Annotated in this window: 11 protein-coding genes; 6 read left to right on the plus strand and 5 right to left on the minus strand. The window is 72.0% G+C overall.

Features of this window, described 5'->3' with window-relative positions:
- Positions 1-34: 34 nt before the first annotated feature.
- From OG965_RS18925 to OG965_RS18935, 3 genes are all read left to right on the plus strand, one after another.
- Entirely contained in the window at positions 35-787 is a 753-nt protein-coding gene (locus OG965_RS18925) for a GPP34 family phosphoprotein (RefSeq protein WP_371653265.1), read from the plus strand.
- A 324-nt stretch (positions 788-1,111) separates the two neighbouring features.
- Positions 1,112-1,969: a helix-turn-helix domain-containing protein gene (locus OG965_RS18930; protein ID WP_371653266.1), complete on the plus strand. Its 858-nt coding sequence runs from the start codon at positions 1,112-1,114 to the stop codon at positions 1,967-1,969.
- Positions 1,970-2,171: 202 nt separating this feature from the next.
- Positions 2,172-2,381, plus strand: a complete 210-nt coding sequence (locus OG965_RS18935) for a DUF397 domain-containing protein (RefSeq protein ID WP_371653267.1) — start codon at positions 2,172-2,174, stop codon at positions 2,379-2,381.
- A gap of 99 nt (positions 2,382-2,480) precedes the next feature.
- Here OG965_RS18935 and OG965_RS18940 read toward each other — a convergent pair whose 3' ends face one another.
- Positions 2,481-3,329: a hypothetical protein gene (locus OG965_RS18940; protein WP_371653268.1), complete on the minus strand. Its 849-nt coding sequence runs from the start codon at positions 3,327-3,329 to the stop codon at positions 2,481-2,483.
- 81 nt (positions 3,330-3,410) lie between these two features.
- Here OG965_RS18940 and OG965_RS18945 point away from each other — a divergent pair, with 81 nt between their 5' ends.
- Together OG965_RS18945 and OG965_RS18950 are read left to right on the plus strand one after the other, a co-directional pair.
- Positions 3,411-4,193 carry an SDR family oxidoreductase gene (locus OG965_RS18945; RefSeq protein ID WP_371653269.1) on the plus strand — a complete coding sequence of 261 codons (783 nt, stop codon included), beginning with the start codon at positions 3,411-3,413 and terminating at the stop codon, positions 4,191-4,193.
- Between the two features lie 348 nt (positions 4,194-4,541).
- A complete protein-coding gene (locus OG965_RS18950; RefSeq protein ID WP_371653270.1) occupies positions 4,542-6,107 on the plus strand; it encodes a sodium:solute symporter family protein in 1,566 nt (521 codons plus the stop codon).
- A gap of 15 nt (positions 6,108-6,122) precedes the next feature.
- Here the strand turns inward: OG965_RS18950 and OG965_RS18955 are convergent, their stop codons facing one another.
- The 3 genes from OG965_RS18955 to OG965_RS18965 form a co-directional block, all read right to left on the minus strand.
- Positions 6,123-7,247 carry an ADP-ribosylglycohydrolase family protein gene (locus OG965_RS18955; protein WP_371653271.1) on the minus strand — a complete coding sequence of 375 codons (1,125 nt, stop codon included), beginning with the start codon at positions 7,245-7,247 and terminating at the stop codon, positions 6,123-6,125.
- 323 nt (positions 7,248-7,570) lie between these two features.
- Positions 7,571-10,957 carry a tetratricopeptide repeat protein gene (locus OG965_RS18960; RefSeq protein ID WP_371653272.1) on the minus strand — a complete coding sequence of 1,129 codons (3,387 nt, stop codon included), beginning with the start codon at positions 10,955-10,957 and terminating at the stop codon, positions 7,571-7,573.
- Positions 10,958-10,995: 38 nt separating this feature from the next.
- The gene (locus tag OG965_RS18965; protein ID WP_371653273.1) at positions 10,996-13,590 is read right to left on the minus strand and encodes a bifunctional FO biosynthesis protein CofGH; all 2,595 of its coding nucleotides are present in this window, start codon (positions 13,588-13,590) and stop codon (positions 10,996-10,998) included.
- A gap of 193 nt (positions 13,591-13,783) precedes the next feature.
- Here OG965_RS18965 and OG965_RS18970 point away from each other — a divergent pair, with 193 nt between their 5' ends.
- Positions 13,784-15,451 carry a CocE/NonD family hydrolase gene (locus tag OG965_RS18970; RefSeq protein WP_371653274.1) on the plus strand — a complete coding sequence of 556 codons (1,668 nt, stop codon included), beginning with the start codon at positions 13,784-13,786 and terminating at the stop codon, positions 15,449-15,451.
- A 61-nt stretch (positions 15,452-15,512) separates the two neighbouring features.
- Here the strand turns inward: OG965_RS18970 and OG965_RS18975 are convergent, their stop codons facing one another.
- A complete protein-coding gene (locus OG965_RS18975; RefSeq protein ID WP_371653275.1) occupies positions 15,513-16,343 on the minus strand; it encodes an LLM class F420-dependent oxidoreductase in 831 nt (276 codons plus the stop codon).
- Positions 16,344-16,425: the final 82 nt, after the last annotated feature.

The raw sequence follows: 16,425 nt of genomic DNA on the forward strand, positions 1-16,425 counted from the left end.
TCACCCTGTCATTCATCCACGCGGGGAGGCATGGATGGGCAGGAGCCGCAGAACAATTCCGGAGGAGCTTCTGCTGCTCGCTCTGGACCCGGCCACGGGTACCACAGCGCAGCCGCAGTCGCTCGACCTCGGCCTCGCCGGAGCCCAGCTAGTGGAGCTGGCTCTGGCAGGACGGATAGCCCCAGACGGGGATCGTATCGCCGTGGTGATGGCACGGCCGACAGGAGATCCGACACTGGACTCCGCACTGGAACTGCTGCGCAGGCGCGGCAGCCCGGTCCGGGCCGTCCACTGGATCGGCGGGCCCCGACTGGGGCTCCGCCAGATTTACCTCGCTCATCTGGAGCGGTGCGGCATGGTGCATGCCGTGGCGGGCCAGATGTGCGGTGTGCTGCCGACGACTCGCTACCAAGCGACGGACACGGCGATCAGCCGGGACATCAGGGCCCGGCTGGACAGTGCGATCCGCACCGGCGTACCGCCGGACCCGCGGACCGCGGCGCTCGCCGCGCTGGCCCACGCGGTCGGACTCGGCAAGCACCTGTACCCGGGCAACGAGGGGCGTTCATCGCGCTCCCGGCTCCGGGACCTGATCAGGCACGACCCGATGGGCGGACTGGTGGCGCACGCCGTCATGGACGTCCAGAACGGAGTGGGCGCACAGCCGCGCCGCACCGCCACCGCCAACGGCGGCGGCGCCGCGGCGGGCACGCGGGCGACCGCGACGGCGCCCGGCGTTCCGATGCAGCCGCACCGCGGCAGCATGGTCCGCGCCGTGGCCCACTAGCGGCCCGCTCCGGCACCACCACACGCATCACCTCATGCACCACGCACGACCCGCACCACCGAGCACCACGGCACCACCCCGCACCACCCGCCGCACCGACGTCCCCCTCACGACCCGGTTCGGGAGCCGCATCATGGGCGCGCGGGGCCGGCCATCGCCGGTCCCGCGCGCTTCGCGTCTTCCGAGGCCCGGCGTTCGTACCCGCGGTAGCCGGTACCCCACCGTGTGTGGCCATTTCCCAGCGCGGCCAGGATCATTGGTGGCAGTCTGCAGAGCGGAAGAGCAGAGAACAGCAGAAGTGCCGCAGCCGGAGGTGCAGTTCCCGTGGCGTCCAACGTCAATCCCACCGTCAGGCGACGCCGACTGGGCCAGGAGCTCCGTCGACTCCGCGAGCTGAAGGGCATGACGGCCGAGGAGGTCGCCGAGCGCCTGCTGGTCTCCCAGTCGAAGATCAGCCGCCTGGAGAACGGCCGCCGCTCCATCAGCCAGCGCGATGTGCGCGACCTGTGCGGGGTGTACGAGGTCGAGGACCACCGGATCGTCGACTCGCTGATGCAGATGGCCAAGGACTCCCGGCAGCAGGGCTGGTGGCACGCCTTCGGCGACATCCCGTACAGCGTCTACATCGGCCTGGAGACGGACGCGGCGAGCCTGCGCGTCTACGAGTCGCTGATCGTGCCCGGCCTGCTGCAGACGCGCGAGTACGCACAGGCGGTGATCGAGGGCATGTGGCCCGAGGCCACCTCCAGCGACATCGACAAACGGATCCAGATCCGGCTCAAACGCCAGGACCGGCTCACCGACCCGACCAATCCGCTGCGCTTCTGGGCGGTGATCGACGAGGCGCTGCTGCGCCGCGTGGTCGGCAACGAGCAGATCATGCGCGACCAGTTGCTGCACCTGGCGCAGCTGAGCGAGCAGCCGCACGTGACGCTCCAGGTGCTGCCGTACGACGCCGGGGCGCACCCGGGCATGTACGGCAAGTTCGCGATCCTGGAGTTCCACGACGCCATGGACGCGAGCGTGGTCTATCTGGAGGGCGTGACCAGCGACCTCTATCTGGAGAAGGCCAACGACGTGCAGAGCTACACCGTGATGTACGAGCATCTGAGGGCCAAGGCGCTCAGCGCCGAGCAGTCACGGGAGTTCATCCACCGCGTGGTCGACGGCTACACGTTGTGAGCGAGTGACACGAGGAACGCCGCGGGGCGCGCACCCTACACCTGCGTAGCCTCAACTGAGAAGGACCCGATGGAATATGCCATCCGAATGGGTGAACGACCCCTGCCATCCGTGATGTTGCGGCGTAGCGTCGCACGCAGAGCCGCTGGCCTCAGCGGCCGGGCACATCACCCGGGCAACCGGGCCAACCATCGGAGGCGTTATGCGAGTTCAGAAGCATGCACTGACGGAGTGGACCAAGTCCTCGTACTCCGCCGTGAACGGCGACTGTGTGGAAGTCAAGGCCGCAGATCACTCGACCGTGTCGGTCCGCGACTCCAAGAACCCGCTCGACGGAATGCTCGACTTCGCCCCCCAGACGTGGTCGGCCTTCATCCAGGACGTCAACCGCACCGCGCCGCGTGGAGTCTGACCTTCACCGGCACCGCTCCACCGCAAAGTGAGCAAGGCCCTCTCGACTGGTCCGCCGTCCTGGCCGAGGGGGCTGGTTGCTGTCCGGGCCCGCCCACCCTCACTCCGTCCGGCGCAGCCGGTCCACATAGCGGTCCGTGCCCGGCACCGTCGGAATGAACGGCGCCACCAACTCCACGTGGCCCAGACCCGATTCGGCCACCGCCGCGTCCAGGCCCGCGAAGCGCTCCTCCCACACCTCGGCCGGGTCCCGCTCCAGGAACCACAGCAGCGTCAGACGGGTGTCGACCCCCTCGACCTGCTTGACGTACGTCATCCGGTCGCCGGGCAGCGGGGTCGGCCGGAAGACCGTCACCAGCGCGGCCGGCCCGCCCGCGAGCCGGCGCGGCAGATGCCGCGAGCGCAGCCACTCCACCAACTCGCCCCGCTGATCGGGCCCTTCCGCGTCGATCACCTGGAGCACCAGGCCCGCGTACGGGTGGTCGAGTGCGTGATGGTCGCGCGGGCCCGCCGCACCGTCACGGTAGACGGTCGCCTCGTGGTCCTGGAAGGCGGTGAAGACGTGCGTACGGTCCTGGTAGACGCGGCCGTCGCGGTTGAGCCGCCGGTTGATGGAGACGGTCCACTTCATGTGGTCGTCGTAGCGGCCCTCGGTGATCCAGTACGTGGAGAGATAGCACCCGGCGGTCACCGGCTGGGCGATCGCCGACTTCTCCGGGTAGCGCAGCTCCTGGAGCTCGCGGGTGGCCACCCAGCGCCGCCCCGCGAACATCCAGGGCATGGCCATGGCCCCGGCGTAGTAGTGGTCGTCCTCGTACCAGCGGTTGTACGCGTACTCGTGGCCCGGGTGCGGCTCCACCATGGTGATCAGGGCGTGGCCGGGGTGCACCCCGTACGGCCCGAGGGCCGCCAGCTCCGCGTACGTCCCGCTCCTCGTCTCCTCGCTCATGACGCTCCCCTTCCCTCCTGCTGCGGACCGCCCTACTCTGACGCCCCGTCAGAAGAACTGCCAGAGCCGGGAGGCGCCCAGATGTTGCTGAACGGGAAGACGGTCGTCGTGTCCGGCGTCGGCTCCGGGCTCGGGCACCAGGTGGCCGCGACCGTCGTACGGGACGGGGGCAACGCGGTGCTCGGGGCGCGCACCGAGGAGAACCTCGTCAAGGCGGCCCACGAGATCGACCCCGAGGGCGCGCACACCACGTACCGGCCCACCGACATCACCGCCGAGGCGGAGTGCGAGGCGCTGGCCGCGCTGGCGGTGGAGCGGTTCGGCCGGATCGACGCGGTGGTCCATGTCGCCGCCTGGGACAGCTACTTCGGCGGGATCGAGGACGCCGACCTCACCACCTGGCAGGGCGTGCTCGACGTCAATCTGCTCGGCACGCTGCGGATGACCCGGGCGTGCCTGCCCGCCCTCAAGGAGCGCGGCGGCTCGGTGGTCGTCATCGGCACGCAGTCGGCGATAGCCGCGCCGTCCCAGGTGCGCCAGGCCGCGTACGCGGCGTCGAAGGGGGCGCTGACCTCGGCGATGTACTCCATGGCCCGGGAGTTCGGGCCGCACCGGATCCGGGTGAACACGGTCCTGCCGGGGTGGATGTGGGGCCCGCCGGTGCAGGCGTACGTCCAGTTCACCGCACACACCGAGAAGGTCCCCGAGGCCGAGGTGCTCCGGCGCCTCACCGAGCGCATGGCACTGCCGGAGCTGGCGACGGACACGGACGTGGCGGAGGCCGTGGCCTTCCTGGCCTCGGACCGGGCGAAGGCGATCACCGGACAGTCGCTGCTGGTGAACGCCGGGGAGATCATGCGCTAGCCGGCTGTCGCGTCGACTGCCCGGACCCACCTCACCCTCTCGGCCGCACGGGACCCGCATCCCGTGCGGCCGTTCACGTATGTACGCGTCTGACGAAGTGCTCGTTCATCGTGTGGTCCGGGTCACGGGCGCGACAACACCCCGTTCCGTAAAGCGAAGGCAAAATCGTTCCACTTTATGATCTGTGTTCATATCCATGACCGCCGAAAGCCTTGACCAGCCCTCCGAACAGGCGGTTCAATCCCCGGAAGTCCCCGCTCCCGCACGGGGCCCGCTGAGCCGGACGCACTGACGAAGAGCACCGGCAGACACCTCGATGTTCACAAGGCGGACCCCTCGGAGGGGACAATGAACAGTCTCGACTGGGCCGTGCTCATCGGCTACTTCGGAGTGATGGTCGCGATCGGCGTCTGGTCCCACAAGCGGGTCGACGACGTCGCCGACTTCTTCACGGCCGGCGGCAAGATGCCGTGGTGGCTCTCGGGCATCTCGCACCACATGTCCGGGTACAGCGCGGTGATGTTCACGGGGTATGCGGGGATCGCGTACACCTATGGAGTCACTTCGTACGTGACCTGGTCCTTCCCCATCGCCATCGGCATCGCCATCGGGTCCTCCCTGTTCGCACCCCGGCTCAACCGGCTGCGCTCCAAGCTGCACGTGGCCTCGCCGCTCGAATACCTCAAGAACCGCTACAACATCCCGACCCAGCAGGCTCTCGCCTGGTCCGGAATGCTCCTGAAGATCGTCGACGTCGGCGCCAAGTGGGCGGCCATCGCGACCCTGCTCTCCGTCTTCACGGGCATGTCCATCAACCAGGGCATTCTCATCACGGGCGTCATCACCGGCATCTACTGCACGGTCGGCGGTCTGTGGGCCGACGCCCTCACGGAGCTCGGCCAGTTCATCATCCAACTCTGCGCGGGCGTCGCGATGCTGATCGCCGTGATGTCGAAGCTCAGCGGCTTCAGCACCTTGTGGACCGTGTGGGACGACCTCCCGGACGTCCACACCCACCCGACGGCGGGCCCGTATACGGTGACGTTCCTGCTCGCCTACCTATTCATCAAGACGTTCGAATACTCGGGCGGGATGTGGAACCAGGCCCAGCGCTACATGGCTACCGACTCGGCCCGCTCCGCGACCCGTTCGGCCCGGCTCTCCGCCATCCTGTGGCTGGTCTGGCCGCTGGTCCTGTTCTTCCCCATGTGGTGCGCGCCGCTCCTGGTGCACGCCAAGAAGCCGGATGCCTCCGACTCCTACGCCCTGATGACCGAGAGCCTGCTGCCGCACGGGCTGCTCGGCCTGGTCATCGTCGGGTTCTTCTCCCACACGATGGCGATGTGTTCCTCGGACGCCAACGCCATCTCGGCCGTCTTCACCCGGGACATCGCGCCGGTCCTTTCCAAGGCGGCCCGTTCCTGGAGCTCGCGAGGCGGGCTGCTCGCGGCGCGGCTGTCCACGGTCTCGTTCCTGGCGCTGTCGATGGCGCTCGCCACGCAGATCAACTCCCCTGCGTTCAAGGACATCATCACGGTGGTCATCAAGTGGGTGGCCGGGCTGATGGGCCCGATCGCGATCCCGTTCATGCTCGGCCTGCTGCCGCGGTTCCGTAAGTCGGGTCCCACGGCGGCGCTGACCAGTTGGGCGATGGGGCTTGTGGCGTTCTGGCTGGTGAACTACCCGATCAACTGGGCCATCGAGGACGGCGTTCCGCTGCAGTACCAGGTGTCGGTGCCGCTCGCCGTCTCGCTGGTGCTGTACATCCTGATCGGCTACATCAAGCCTGAGGACACGCCCGAGCGGGACGCGCTGCTGGCGCGGATCAACTCCGATGACGACGGCCCGGGTTCGGCGTCGGCGGCGGCGACGATTCCGGCGCAGCCGGGCGAGCCGAAGGTGATGGAGCTCTGACGGGGCTCCGCGGGGCTAGGACCGGGGGTAACGGGCCAGCCAGCCCGGGGTGTTGACCGTTGGGCCGTGCAGGGCCGGGCCCTGGGTCATCTCCATGGCGAAGTCGTCGGCGAGTTCGAGGACCGTGGAGCGGCCTTCCAGCTCGGCGAGCCAGCCGGGTGGGAGGGCCGTTTCGCCGTGCAGGGCGCCCAGGAGCGTGCCGCAGAGGGTGCCGGTGGCGCCGGAGGGGCCGTCGTGGTTGACGGCGAGCAGCAGGCCGTGGCGGATGTCCTCGCCGACCAGGGCGCAGTACACGGCGATGGCCAGCGCCTCCTGGGCGAGGTGGCCCTCGCCGAGCGAGGCGACCAGGCCGGGGCTGGGCATGCCCTGGCGTACGGCGCCGAGGGCGTGCTGGAGGGCGTCCGTGACGGGCTGGTGGCCGGGGCGCTGGGCGAGCAGGGCGAGGGTGCGCTGGACGGCCGCGTCCAGCGACTCGCCCCGGGCAAGGCCGTGCACGATCACCGCGAAGGCGCCGGCCGAGAGGTACGCGGCGGGGTCGCCGTGCGTCTGGGCCGCGCACTCCACGGCCAGCTGGAGCACGAGCTGCGGCTCCCAGCCGACGAGCAGGCCGAAGGGGCCGGAGCGGGTGAGGGCGGCGGGGTCGCGGGCCTCGGGGTTCTTGGGCCGGTCGAGGGTGCCCATGACCTCGTCCGCGAGCCCGAGCAGACAGGCGCGGGCCGGGTCGCGTCTGCTGTACAGCCACTCCTCCCTGGCGAGCCACCCGTTGTCCTTGCGCCGCTCGTCCGGCCCCCAGTCGCGCTGGGTGGCGCCCCAGCGGAGGTACGCGCGGTGGACGTCGGTCGGCGGGTGCCAGGCGCCGGTGTCGCGGCGGACCTGGGCGCGTATGAGGCCGTCGACGGTGAAGAGGGTGAGCTGGGTCGCGGCGGTGATACGGGCGCCCGCCTCGCCGTCGGCCGGGCCGCTGACGCCCTCCGGCCCGTACCGGGTGCGGATCGCTTCGAGGGTGAGGGGACTGACGGGTGCGCCGAGCGCGTCACCGATCGCGCCGCCGAGGAGACTGCCGCGGACCCGGCTGCGGAAGTCCTGCTGCTCGGTGCGGCCCCATATGGACGTGGTGGGTCCGGTGGCTGCTGCGCTCATGGCGCAGCACTGTAATTGATTGGGTGCGTGCGAATAAGACCGCGCTGGGTTTGGGGTGGGGCGCCCTTTGAACGGTTTTTGTCCCTTCCCCACCCCGCCCCTTCACCTAGACCCTCCGGGGGTGGGTGGGGGTGGAGGTGGGTTTCCCGGGGGCTGCGCCCCCGGACCCCGTTGCGGGGCCCCCGGACCCTGCACCCCGCTCGGGGCTCCGCCCCGGACCCCGCTCCTCAAACGCCGGAGGGGCTGGAGTTACCTAAGGGGCGCGGGGAACTGCGCGACCAGCCCCCACCGGGCCCGCAGACAAACGGCATCCCCCGGAGGGTTCAGGGAAGGGGCGGGGTGGGGGAGCTCGTCCGTAGGAGCGTCCACGCTCGTTCCCTGCGCGGCGTCAGCTCCCCCGTGTCCACACCCCCGCACAACCCCAGCTCCTCCAACCCCTCCGCCTCCTCCCAGGAGACGTCCGGCAGCAGTTCATCCGCCCGGGACCAATCCCCCCGCGCGCAGGACGCCACCAGGCCGTCGCCCTGCCAGGCGGGGGACCCGCAGCCCCGGCGGCTCGCCGCCATCGCGCGGTGGAAGTCGCCCGACTCACCCGGTAGCGACGCCGCCGCGTCCGCCGCCGGGCCGAAGTTCCCCCGGACCCGGTGGGAGGCCGCCAGGGCCTCAGCCGACGTCACCCGGCCGTCCAGCAGCGACAAGCAGTGGTCCAGGAACGGGAGAGCCTCCCCACCCCCCGCCAGGCACACCCGCGCCCTGCGCCCGTACGCCCAGCCGATCTCCGGGTCCAGTTCCAGCGCACGGTCGAGTGCCTCCAGCGCCTCCCCCTCGCGCGAAAGCGACAGCAGCGCCGCCGCCTGTGCCGCGTGCAGCGCGCCCTGGCCGGGGTCGAGCGCGACCGCTCGCGTCAGGCACGCGTACGCCTCCTCGTGCCGCCCCAGCGCCCGCAGCACGTACCCCCGGCCCGCCACCGGCACCGCGTCCCGGGGGTCCTCCTCGGCCGCCGCCGCGTAGTCCGCGAGCGCCTCCTCGTACCGGCCGGCCCGCCGGTACGCCTCCCCCCGTACCGCCCGTACGCTCCCGTCCTCCGGTCCGGACAGCTCCACCGCCCGGTCCAGGTCGGCGAGTTCCGCCTCGATGTGGCCCAGGTCCGCCATCAGGAATGCTCGTTCGACGAGAGAGGACGAGCCGGCGCCGTGGATGCTCACCGCGCGGTCCAGGTCCGCCCTCGCCCCCTCCACCCGCCACAGCCGCCGCCGCACCCGGCCCCGCCAGGTCAGCGCGTACACATCGTCCGGGGCCGCCTCCAGCGCCCGGTCCAGGTCCTCCAGCGCGCCCTCGGGGTCGTCCAGTTCCGAGCGCAGGCGGGCCCGCATGATCAGGGCCCAGGTGTACGCCGGTTCCAGGGCCAGCGCCCTGCCGTAGTCCGCGAGCGCCTCCTCGTGGCGGCCCAGCGCCTCCAGGGACAGGGCGCGGCTGCCCAGAGCCCAGGCGTACCCGCCGTCCAGGGCGAAGGCGCGGCCGTACTCCGCCACCGCCTCCTCGTGGCGGCCCGCCGAGCGCAGCAGGTCGCCGCGCTCGCCGACCACCCACGCCGGGTCCGCCGACAGCCGCTCCGCGCGCTCCAGGTCGGCCAGGGCGCCCGCCGTGTCCGCGAGGCCGCGGCGCACCTGGGCGCGGCGGACCAGCGCCCACTCGTAGTCCTGGTTCAGCTCCAGGGCCCGGTCCAGGTCCGCCAGGGCACCCTCCAGGAGGCCCATCTGGTGGCGGGTCTGGCCGCGGCTGGCCGGGGCCCAGGCGTCGCCGGGGTCGAGCAGGATCGCGCGGTCCAGGTCCGCCAGCGCCTCCTCGAAGCGGCCGAGCCGCCGGTACATGTCGCCCCGGTAGCCGATGTAGTACGCGTCGTCCGGGGACAGTTCGCAGGCCCGGTCGAGGTCGGCGAGCGCCGCCGCGGGGCCATCCAGCGCGCTGCGCGCCACGCTCCGGCTGTAGTACGCCCACGCCCGCCCCGGCGCGAGCACGATCGCCTGGTCCAGCTCGGCCAGCGCCTGCGCGTGGTTGCCCTCGTGGCGCAGCTCCCGGGCCCGTACGACATGGGCGCCCGCGCGGCCCTCGGCGCTCAGCCCGCCCCTGGACAGGAGGAGCGCCAGCACCTTTTCCACGCCCCCCTGTTCGTCGGCGAGCGCGGCCAGGCAGTCCGCGCCCCAGCGGCGCAGCGGCTCGTCGTCGGCGTCCTCGCCCGCCTCGGCCAGTGTCGTGGCCCAGCGGCGGGCGACGGCGGGCCCGGCCTCGCAGGCGTCCACGCCGTCGCGCAGCATCTGGGCGAGCGCTGCCCCCGGCCGGGCGCACAGCAGGTGGTACGACTCCTCCTGGCGCAGCTCGCGCCACCGCTCCCCGCTCCACAGGCGGCGCGCCGGGACCGCCACCGCGGCCGCCTCGCGGCGCGCCCCGATCGCCTCGGCGAGCCGCTGGTGGCAGGCGCTCCAGCGCTGCGGCGAGCCGGTGCGCTGGACGCCGAGCATGGCCGCGCGGACGACTCCGTGGTACTGGGCGCGCCCGCCGTGGTCGCTGACGAACGGCAGCGACCGAAGCCAGCCGTACAGGCCCGCCACGTCCTCGTCGACCGCCGCCCGGAACACGTCCTCGTCGATGTGCCGGGGCAGCGCGCAGGCGAGCGCGGCCGCCCGCCGCACCGGGTCGCTCTCCCACTTCAGGAAGCGGTCCACGGCGGTTGCGCCGGGGGCGCGCGCGTCGCCGGGGTTCTCCGCGAGCGTGGACACCAGGACGGGCAGCCGGCCGGAGAGCCGCAGGACGTCGCGGACGACCTCCTCGTCCACCACACCTTTGGCGGCGAGCAGTTGGCGGGCCTCGGTCTCGGTGAACAGGTCCAGGGGCAGCTCCGCCACCAGGTCCGCGTAGTCCGCCCAGCAGCCGGGGTCCAGGCGGCGCTGGCCCGCGAGGACCACGACGACCTGGGCGGGCAGCGCCCCGTACCGCTCGGTGGTGAGCAGATCGCGCAGCCAGGTGTCGAGGAAGGGCGAGGTGCGTTCGTAGGTGTCGAAGAAGAGCACCGTCCACGGCACGTCGTCGGCGAGCCGCACCAGCTCCGCCACCAGGACGGGAGTGAGGACCTTCAGCGGGTCCAGGACGAGCTGGACGTCCTCCTGCTTGCCGAACCGGGCGCTCAGGGCGGCCCGCACCTTGTCCGCGCCCAGGGCGAGCTGCTGGGCGTCCATGCCGTTGGCGAGCACGCCCACTCCGGGTACCAGGCCGAGGCCGACCAGGGACGCCTGGGCGAGGGCGGTGGAGCCGGGCGTGGGCGCCGCCGGGTCGGCGGGCGCGGTGGTGGACTCCGCCTCGTACCGCCGCTGGCGGTAGGTGGCGAGGAGGCGTTCCAGGGCCTTGAGCGGGTGGCCCTGGCGGGCGAAGTGCGCGCAGATCGCGGCGAGCGTCTCGGGGACGCTGTTGACGGCCTCGTCCGCGTAGGCCGTCGCCGCGCCGCGCTCGCGCGCGGTGTGCTCCAGTTCGCGCACGAGCGACGTCTTGCCGACCCCGGCGGCGCCGTGGACGTGGAAGACGAACCGGTGCCGTTCGTCGTCGACCGGGGTGTCGAAGTTCTCCCGGAACAGGGCGAGTTCGCCCCGCCGCCCGACGAACCCGGCCCGTCTGCGCCGCTGGATGAGCTCCTGCATCGACGGTTTTCCCGCTGCCATGGGATCAGTATGCGATCCCATGGCACACCCGAGCCCCCTCAGTCCCCCAACACCGGCAGCAGCTCGGGCAGATGGCCGTCCGAGGCGTGGGCCGCGTCCTGCCGCTCCTGCGGCACCTCGCCGTACAGCGTGGTGCGCGGCCTGGCCGGGCGGCCCGCCGCCTCCGCGATGGCGACCAGGTCCTTGATGGAGCGGTACGAGCCGTAACTCGATCCCGCCATCCGGGAGATGGTCTCCTCCATGAGGGTGCCGCCCAGGTCGTTGGCGCCCGAGCGCAGCATCTCGGCGGCGCCCTCGGTGCCCAGCTTCACCCAGCTGGTCTGGATGTTGGTGATGTGCGGGTGCAGCAGGAGGCGGGCCATCGCGATGACCGCGCGGTTGTCGCGGGTGGTGGGGCCGGGGCGGGCGATCCCGGCCAGGTAGACCGGCGCGTTGGTGTGGATGAAGGGCAGCGTCACGAACTCGGTGAAGCCGCCCGTCTCCTGCTGGATGCGGGCGAGCGTACGGAAGTGGCCGAGCCAGTGGCGGGGCTGGTCGACATGCCCGTACATCATGGTCGAGGAGGAGCGGATGCCCAGTTCGTGGGCGGTCTTGACGACCTCGATCCAGGTGGCGGTGGGCAGTTTGCCCTTGGTGAGGACCCAGCGGACCTCGTCGTCCAGGATCTCGGCGGCCGTCCCGGGGATCGAGTCGAGGCCCGCCTCCTTGGCGGCGGTGAGCCATTCCCGTATCGAAAGGCCGGTGCGGGTCGCGCCGTTGACGACCTCCATCGGGGAGAAGGCGTGCACGTGCATGCCGGGCACGCGCTCCTTGACGGCCCGCGCGATGTCGAAGTACGCGGTGCCCGGCAGATCCGGGTGGATCCCGCCCTGCATGCAGACCTCGACCGCGCCCACGTCCCAGGCCTGTTCGGCCCGGTCGGCCACCTGGGAGAGGGACAGGGTGTACGCGTCGGCGTCGGTGCGGCGCTGGGCGAAGGCGCAGAAGCGGCAGCCGGTGTAGCAGACGTTGGTGAAGTTGATGTTCCGCGTGACGATGTACGTGACGTCGTCGCCCACCACGTCCCGGCGCAGCTCGTCCGCGATGCGGCAGAGCGCGTCCAGGGCCGGGCCGTCCGCGTGCAGCAGCGCCAGCGCCTCCTCGTCGGTGAGCCTGGTGGGGTCGTCGGCGGCCGTGGCGAGGGCCGTCCGTACGTCGGTGTCGATGCGGGACGGCACCATGCCCGGGGCGGCCGCCTCGCGCAGCGCCTCCCAGTCGCCGTACACCTCGTCGAAGTCGTCGCGGCGGTCGGAGGTGCGGCCGTCGGTGTCGATGGTGCGGTGCAGATCGGTGCGGCCGGTGGCGGCGAAGGCCTCCTCGGGCTCCTGCCACGGGTGGCCCTCGACCACCGCACCGGGCCGCGCCAGGCCGGTCTCCGGGTCCGCGAGCGCCCGCACGTGCGGCAGCAGCCGGGGGTCCAGCCAGGGCTCGCCGCGCTGGACGAACTCGGGGTAGACGCAGAGGCGTTCGCGCAGTTCGAAGCCGGCGGCCGCCGACTCCGCGGCGAGCTGCTCGATCTGCGGCCAGGGCCGCTCGGGGTTCACATGGTCGATGGTCAGCGGCGAGACCCCGCCCCAGTCGTCGATGCCCGCGCCGATCAGCCGTCCGTACTCGCTGTCGACGAGGTTCGGCGGCGCCTGGAGGCAGCCGGAGGGGCCCATGATGTGCCGCGCCACCGCGACGGTGGCGACCAGCTCGTCCAGCTCGGCGTCCGGCATGCCGCGCATCGCGGTGTCCGGCTTGGCGCGGAAGTTCTGGATGATGAGTTCCTGGATGCCGTGGTACGAGCGCGCCACGCGGCGCAGCGCGAACAGCGAATCGGCGCGCTCCTCGTACGTCTCGCCGATCCCGATGAGCAGCCCGCTGGTGAACGGCACGGACGAGCGGCCCGCGTCCTCAAGGACCCGCAGCCGTACGGCCGGTTCCTTGTCCGGGGAGCCGTGGTGCGGGCCGCCGGGCTCGGACCAGAGGCGGGTGGCGGTGGTCTCCAGCATCATGCCCATCGACGGGGCCACGGGCTTGAGGCGCTGGAAGTCGGTCCACGACATCACCCCCGGGTTGAGGTGCGGCAGCAGGCCGGTCTCCTCCAGGATGCGGATGGAGATGGCCCGTACGTAGGCGATCGTGTCGTCGTAGCCGTGCGCGTCCAGCCACTCGCGGGCCTCGGGCCAGCGGTCCTCCGGCTTGTCGCCGAGGGTGATCAGGGCTTCCTTGCAGCCGAGTTCGGCGCCCCGGCGGGCGATGTCCAGGACCTCGTCGGGGGACATGAACATCCCGTGCCCGGCCCGGCGCAGCTTGCCGGGGACGGTGACGAAGGTGCAGTAGTGGCACTTGTCCCGGCACAGCCGGGTGAGCGGGATGAAGACGCTCTTGGAGTACGTGATGACCCCCGGGCGGCCCGCGGCGTCGAGGCCCGCGTCGCGCACCCGCGCGGCCGAGGCCGCCAGGTCGACCAGGTCCTCGCCGCGTGCCTGGAGCAGCACGGCCGCCTCGGTGGTGTCCAGCGCGACGCCGTCCCGGGCACGTTTCAGCGCGCGCCGCATCGCGTTGGCGGTCGGTCCGTCTGCCTGCGGTCGCTGCGCGCTGGAAGTCATCCCCCGAGCATACGAGCGGTCCCCGCGCGGCGGTGTGCCGCCCGCGATCTTCGCGTTCGCACACTTTCCGGCCAATCCCCCCGAACACCGGGAACCCGCAGTGTGTCCGCGCCGATACTGAGAGTCGCTCCGGGCCCGGGTGCGATCCGATCCGCTTTCCGATCCGTACCACGACGAACGGGACGGTACTGACGTGACATCAGAGCGTACGCAGCCGACGGCGACCCTGTACCCGGAGCTGGACGAGGACGCGCTTCTGCGGTACTTCGAGGCGCTGACGAGCGGCGACACCTCGCACGTGGCGCCCGCGCGGGCCGCCGTGATCGAGGAGGCCAGGGCCCTGGCCCTGCCGGTCCGGGTGAAGATCCCCGGGGCGCGCGGGGACGAACTCGACGGGGTGCTGTGGAAGCACCTGGCCGGTGTGCGCGAGCGGCCCGCGGTCATCATGCCCTCGCCGTGGACCTCGCTCGGCTGGCTGGTCTACGTGGCGCAGGCGACCCGGTTCGCGGCCGCCGGGTACAACGTCCTGGTCTACTCCGCGCGCGGCTTCGGCGCGTCCGGCGGCGAGGTGGAGGTCGCGGGCCCGCTCGACATCGAGGACGCGGGCAAGGCGATCGACTTCCTGACCGCCCGGGTGGGCGCCGCCCCGACCAGACTCGGCTTCCTCGGCGACTCGTACGGCTCCGGCATCAGCCAGCTGATCGCCGCCCGCGACGAGCGCGTCCACGCGGTCGCGGCCCTGTCCACCTGGGGCGATGTGGGCGAGGCGTTCTACGAGAACACCACCCGCCACATCGCCGCCGTCGCCACCCTGCTGAGCGCCGCGGGCGACGCGCGGCTGAGCGAGAGCACCCGGCAGGCCTTCGACGACCTGCTCGCCGACCGGAACATCGAGAAGACGCTGGAGTGGGCGGCCGAGCGCTCCCCGCTCACCTACGTCGACGCCCTCAACCGGCGCGAGGTGCCGGTGTTCTTCGCGCACGCCTGGCACGAGACGCTCTTCCCGGCCAACCAGACCCTGCGGATGTTCCAGGCGCTGACCGGCCCCAAGCGGATCGACCTGTCCATCGGCGACCACTCCGGTCCGGAGATGACCGGCATGCTCGGGCTGCCCAACCGGATCTGGGAGGACGCGCACCGGTTCTTCGCCCACCACCTCAAGGAGGTGGACAACGGCGTCGGCACCCAGGACCAGGTGGTCAGCGAGGTCATGTGGGGCAAGTCGCTGGAGTCGAGGCCCACCTGGGACGCGGTCACCGGCAGCACCGAGCGCCTGTATCTGACCGGCGGAGCCGCCAACGGCGAGGGCTGGGGCAAGGCCAAGACCGACGGCGGTCTCGCCGACAAGCCCGACAGCGGCTGGAGCGTCCGCTTCCAGACCGGCGCGGACACTCCGGCGACCGTCGCCGACGCGGTCGTGACCGCCGGATACGCCGAGATGGCGGGCAACCCGAAGGTCTACCCGGTGCAGGACATCAACCGGGCCGACGCGGGCGTGTGGGCGAGCCCGCCGATGGCCGTCACCACCAAGCTGCGCGGCATCGCGCGGCTGCACCTCGCGTACACGGCGAGCGCCCACCGATCGACGATCATCGCCCACCTCTTCGACGTCTCCCCCGACGGCTCGGCGCACATCGTCACGCACGCGCCCTTCACCCACCTCGGCGAGGAGCCCGGGCAGCGGGTGCGGGCCGAGGTCCCGCTCCAGGCCACCGGCTACGACGTGCCGGCCGGGCACCGGCTGCTGCTCGTCGTCGACGCCCGCGACCCGTTCTACGGCGACGCCAACCAGCCGCGCGCCACCATCGACATCGCGGCGGACGACGAGGACCCGTCGTACCTGGACATCCCGCTCGGCTGACATCGGTGGGGGCCGGGCCCACAGTCGGGTCCCGGCCCCCATGCCGTCACACGCACGGGACTTACACGTACGGCGTGAACTCGTCCAGCGCCTTCAGTACGGCCGCCTCGTCGGCGGACGGCAGCTGGAGGACGATCTCGTCGATGCCCAGGTCCGTGTAGTGGGCGATCTTTCCGGACGAGGGGAGCACCGCGTACGGAACGATCCGCAGCTCGTCCGGGGCCCGGCCCGCCTCCTCCCACGCCCGGCGCAGCTGCGGCAGGGAGTCGGTGAGCCCGCCGCCGCCGATCGGCAGCCAGCCGTCCGCGTACTCGGCGACCGCCTCGAACAGCTTGGGCCCGGCCGCGCCGCCGACCAGGACGCGCGGCGCCCCGTTCCGCACCGGCTTGGGATGCGCCTCGCTGGCCCGCACCGAGCCGAAGGCGCCCTCGTACGCGGTGGGCTTCTCGGCCCACAGCGCCCGCATCAGCGCCATGCGGTCCCGCACCAGCTCGCGCCGTGTGGACCACTCCACCCCGTGGTCGGCGGCCTCCTCGCGGTTCCAGCCGTAGCCGACGCCGAGCGTGAAGCGGCCGCCCGAGAGGTGGTCCAGGGTGGCGGCCTGCTTGGCCAGGTCGACCGGGTCGTGCTGGGCGACCAGCGTGATGCCGGTGCCCAGGCCGAGCGACTCGGTGACGGCGGCCGCCTGCCCGAGCGCGACGAACGGGTCCAGGGTGCGGCCGTACTGGCGCGGCAGCTCGCCGCCCGGCGGGTACGGAGAGAGCCGCTCGACGGGGATGTGCGTGTGCTCCGGCAGATACAGCCCGGCGAATCCGCGCTCCTCCAGCTCGCGGGCGAGCCGGACGGGGGTGATCGTCTCGTCGGTGAGGAAGATCGTGGTGGCGATACGCATGCCCACTTCTTAGCCCCCTGGGATCGAGGGTGCAAGGGAGCCGTCCGGGCCACCACCGCCACGGACCGGCCACCGACCGGCC

The organism is Streptomyces sp. NBC_00224, from assembly GCF_041435195.1.
Lineage (GTDB): Bacteria > Actinomycetota > Actinomycetes > Streptomycetales > Streptomycetaceae > Streptomyces.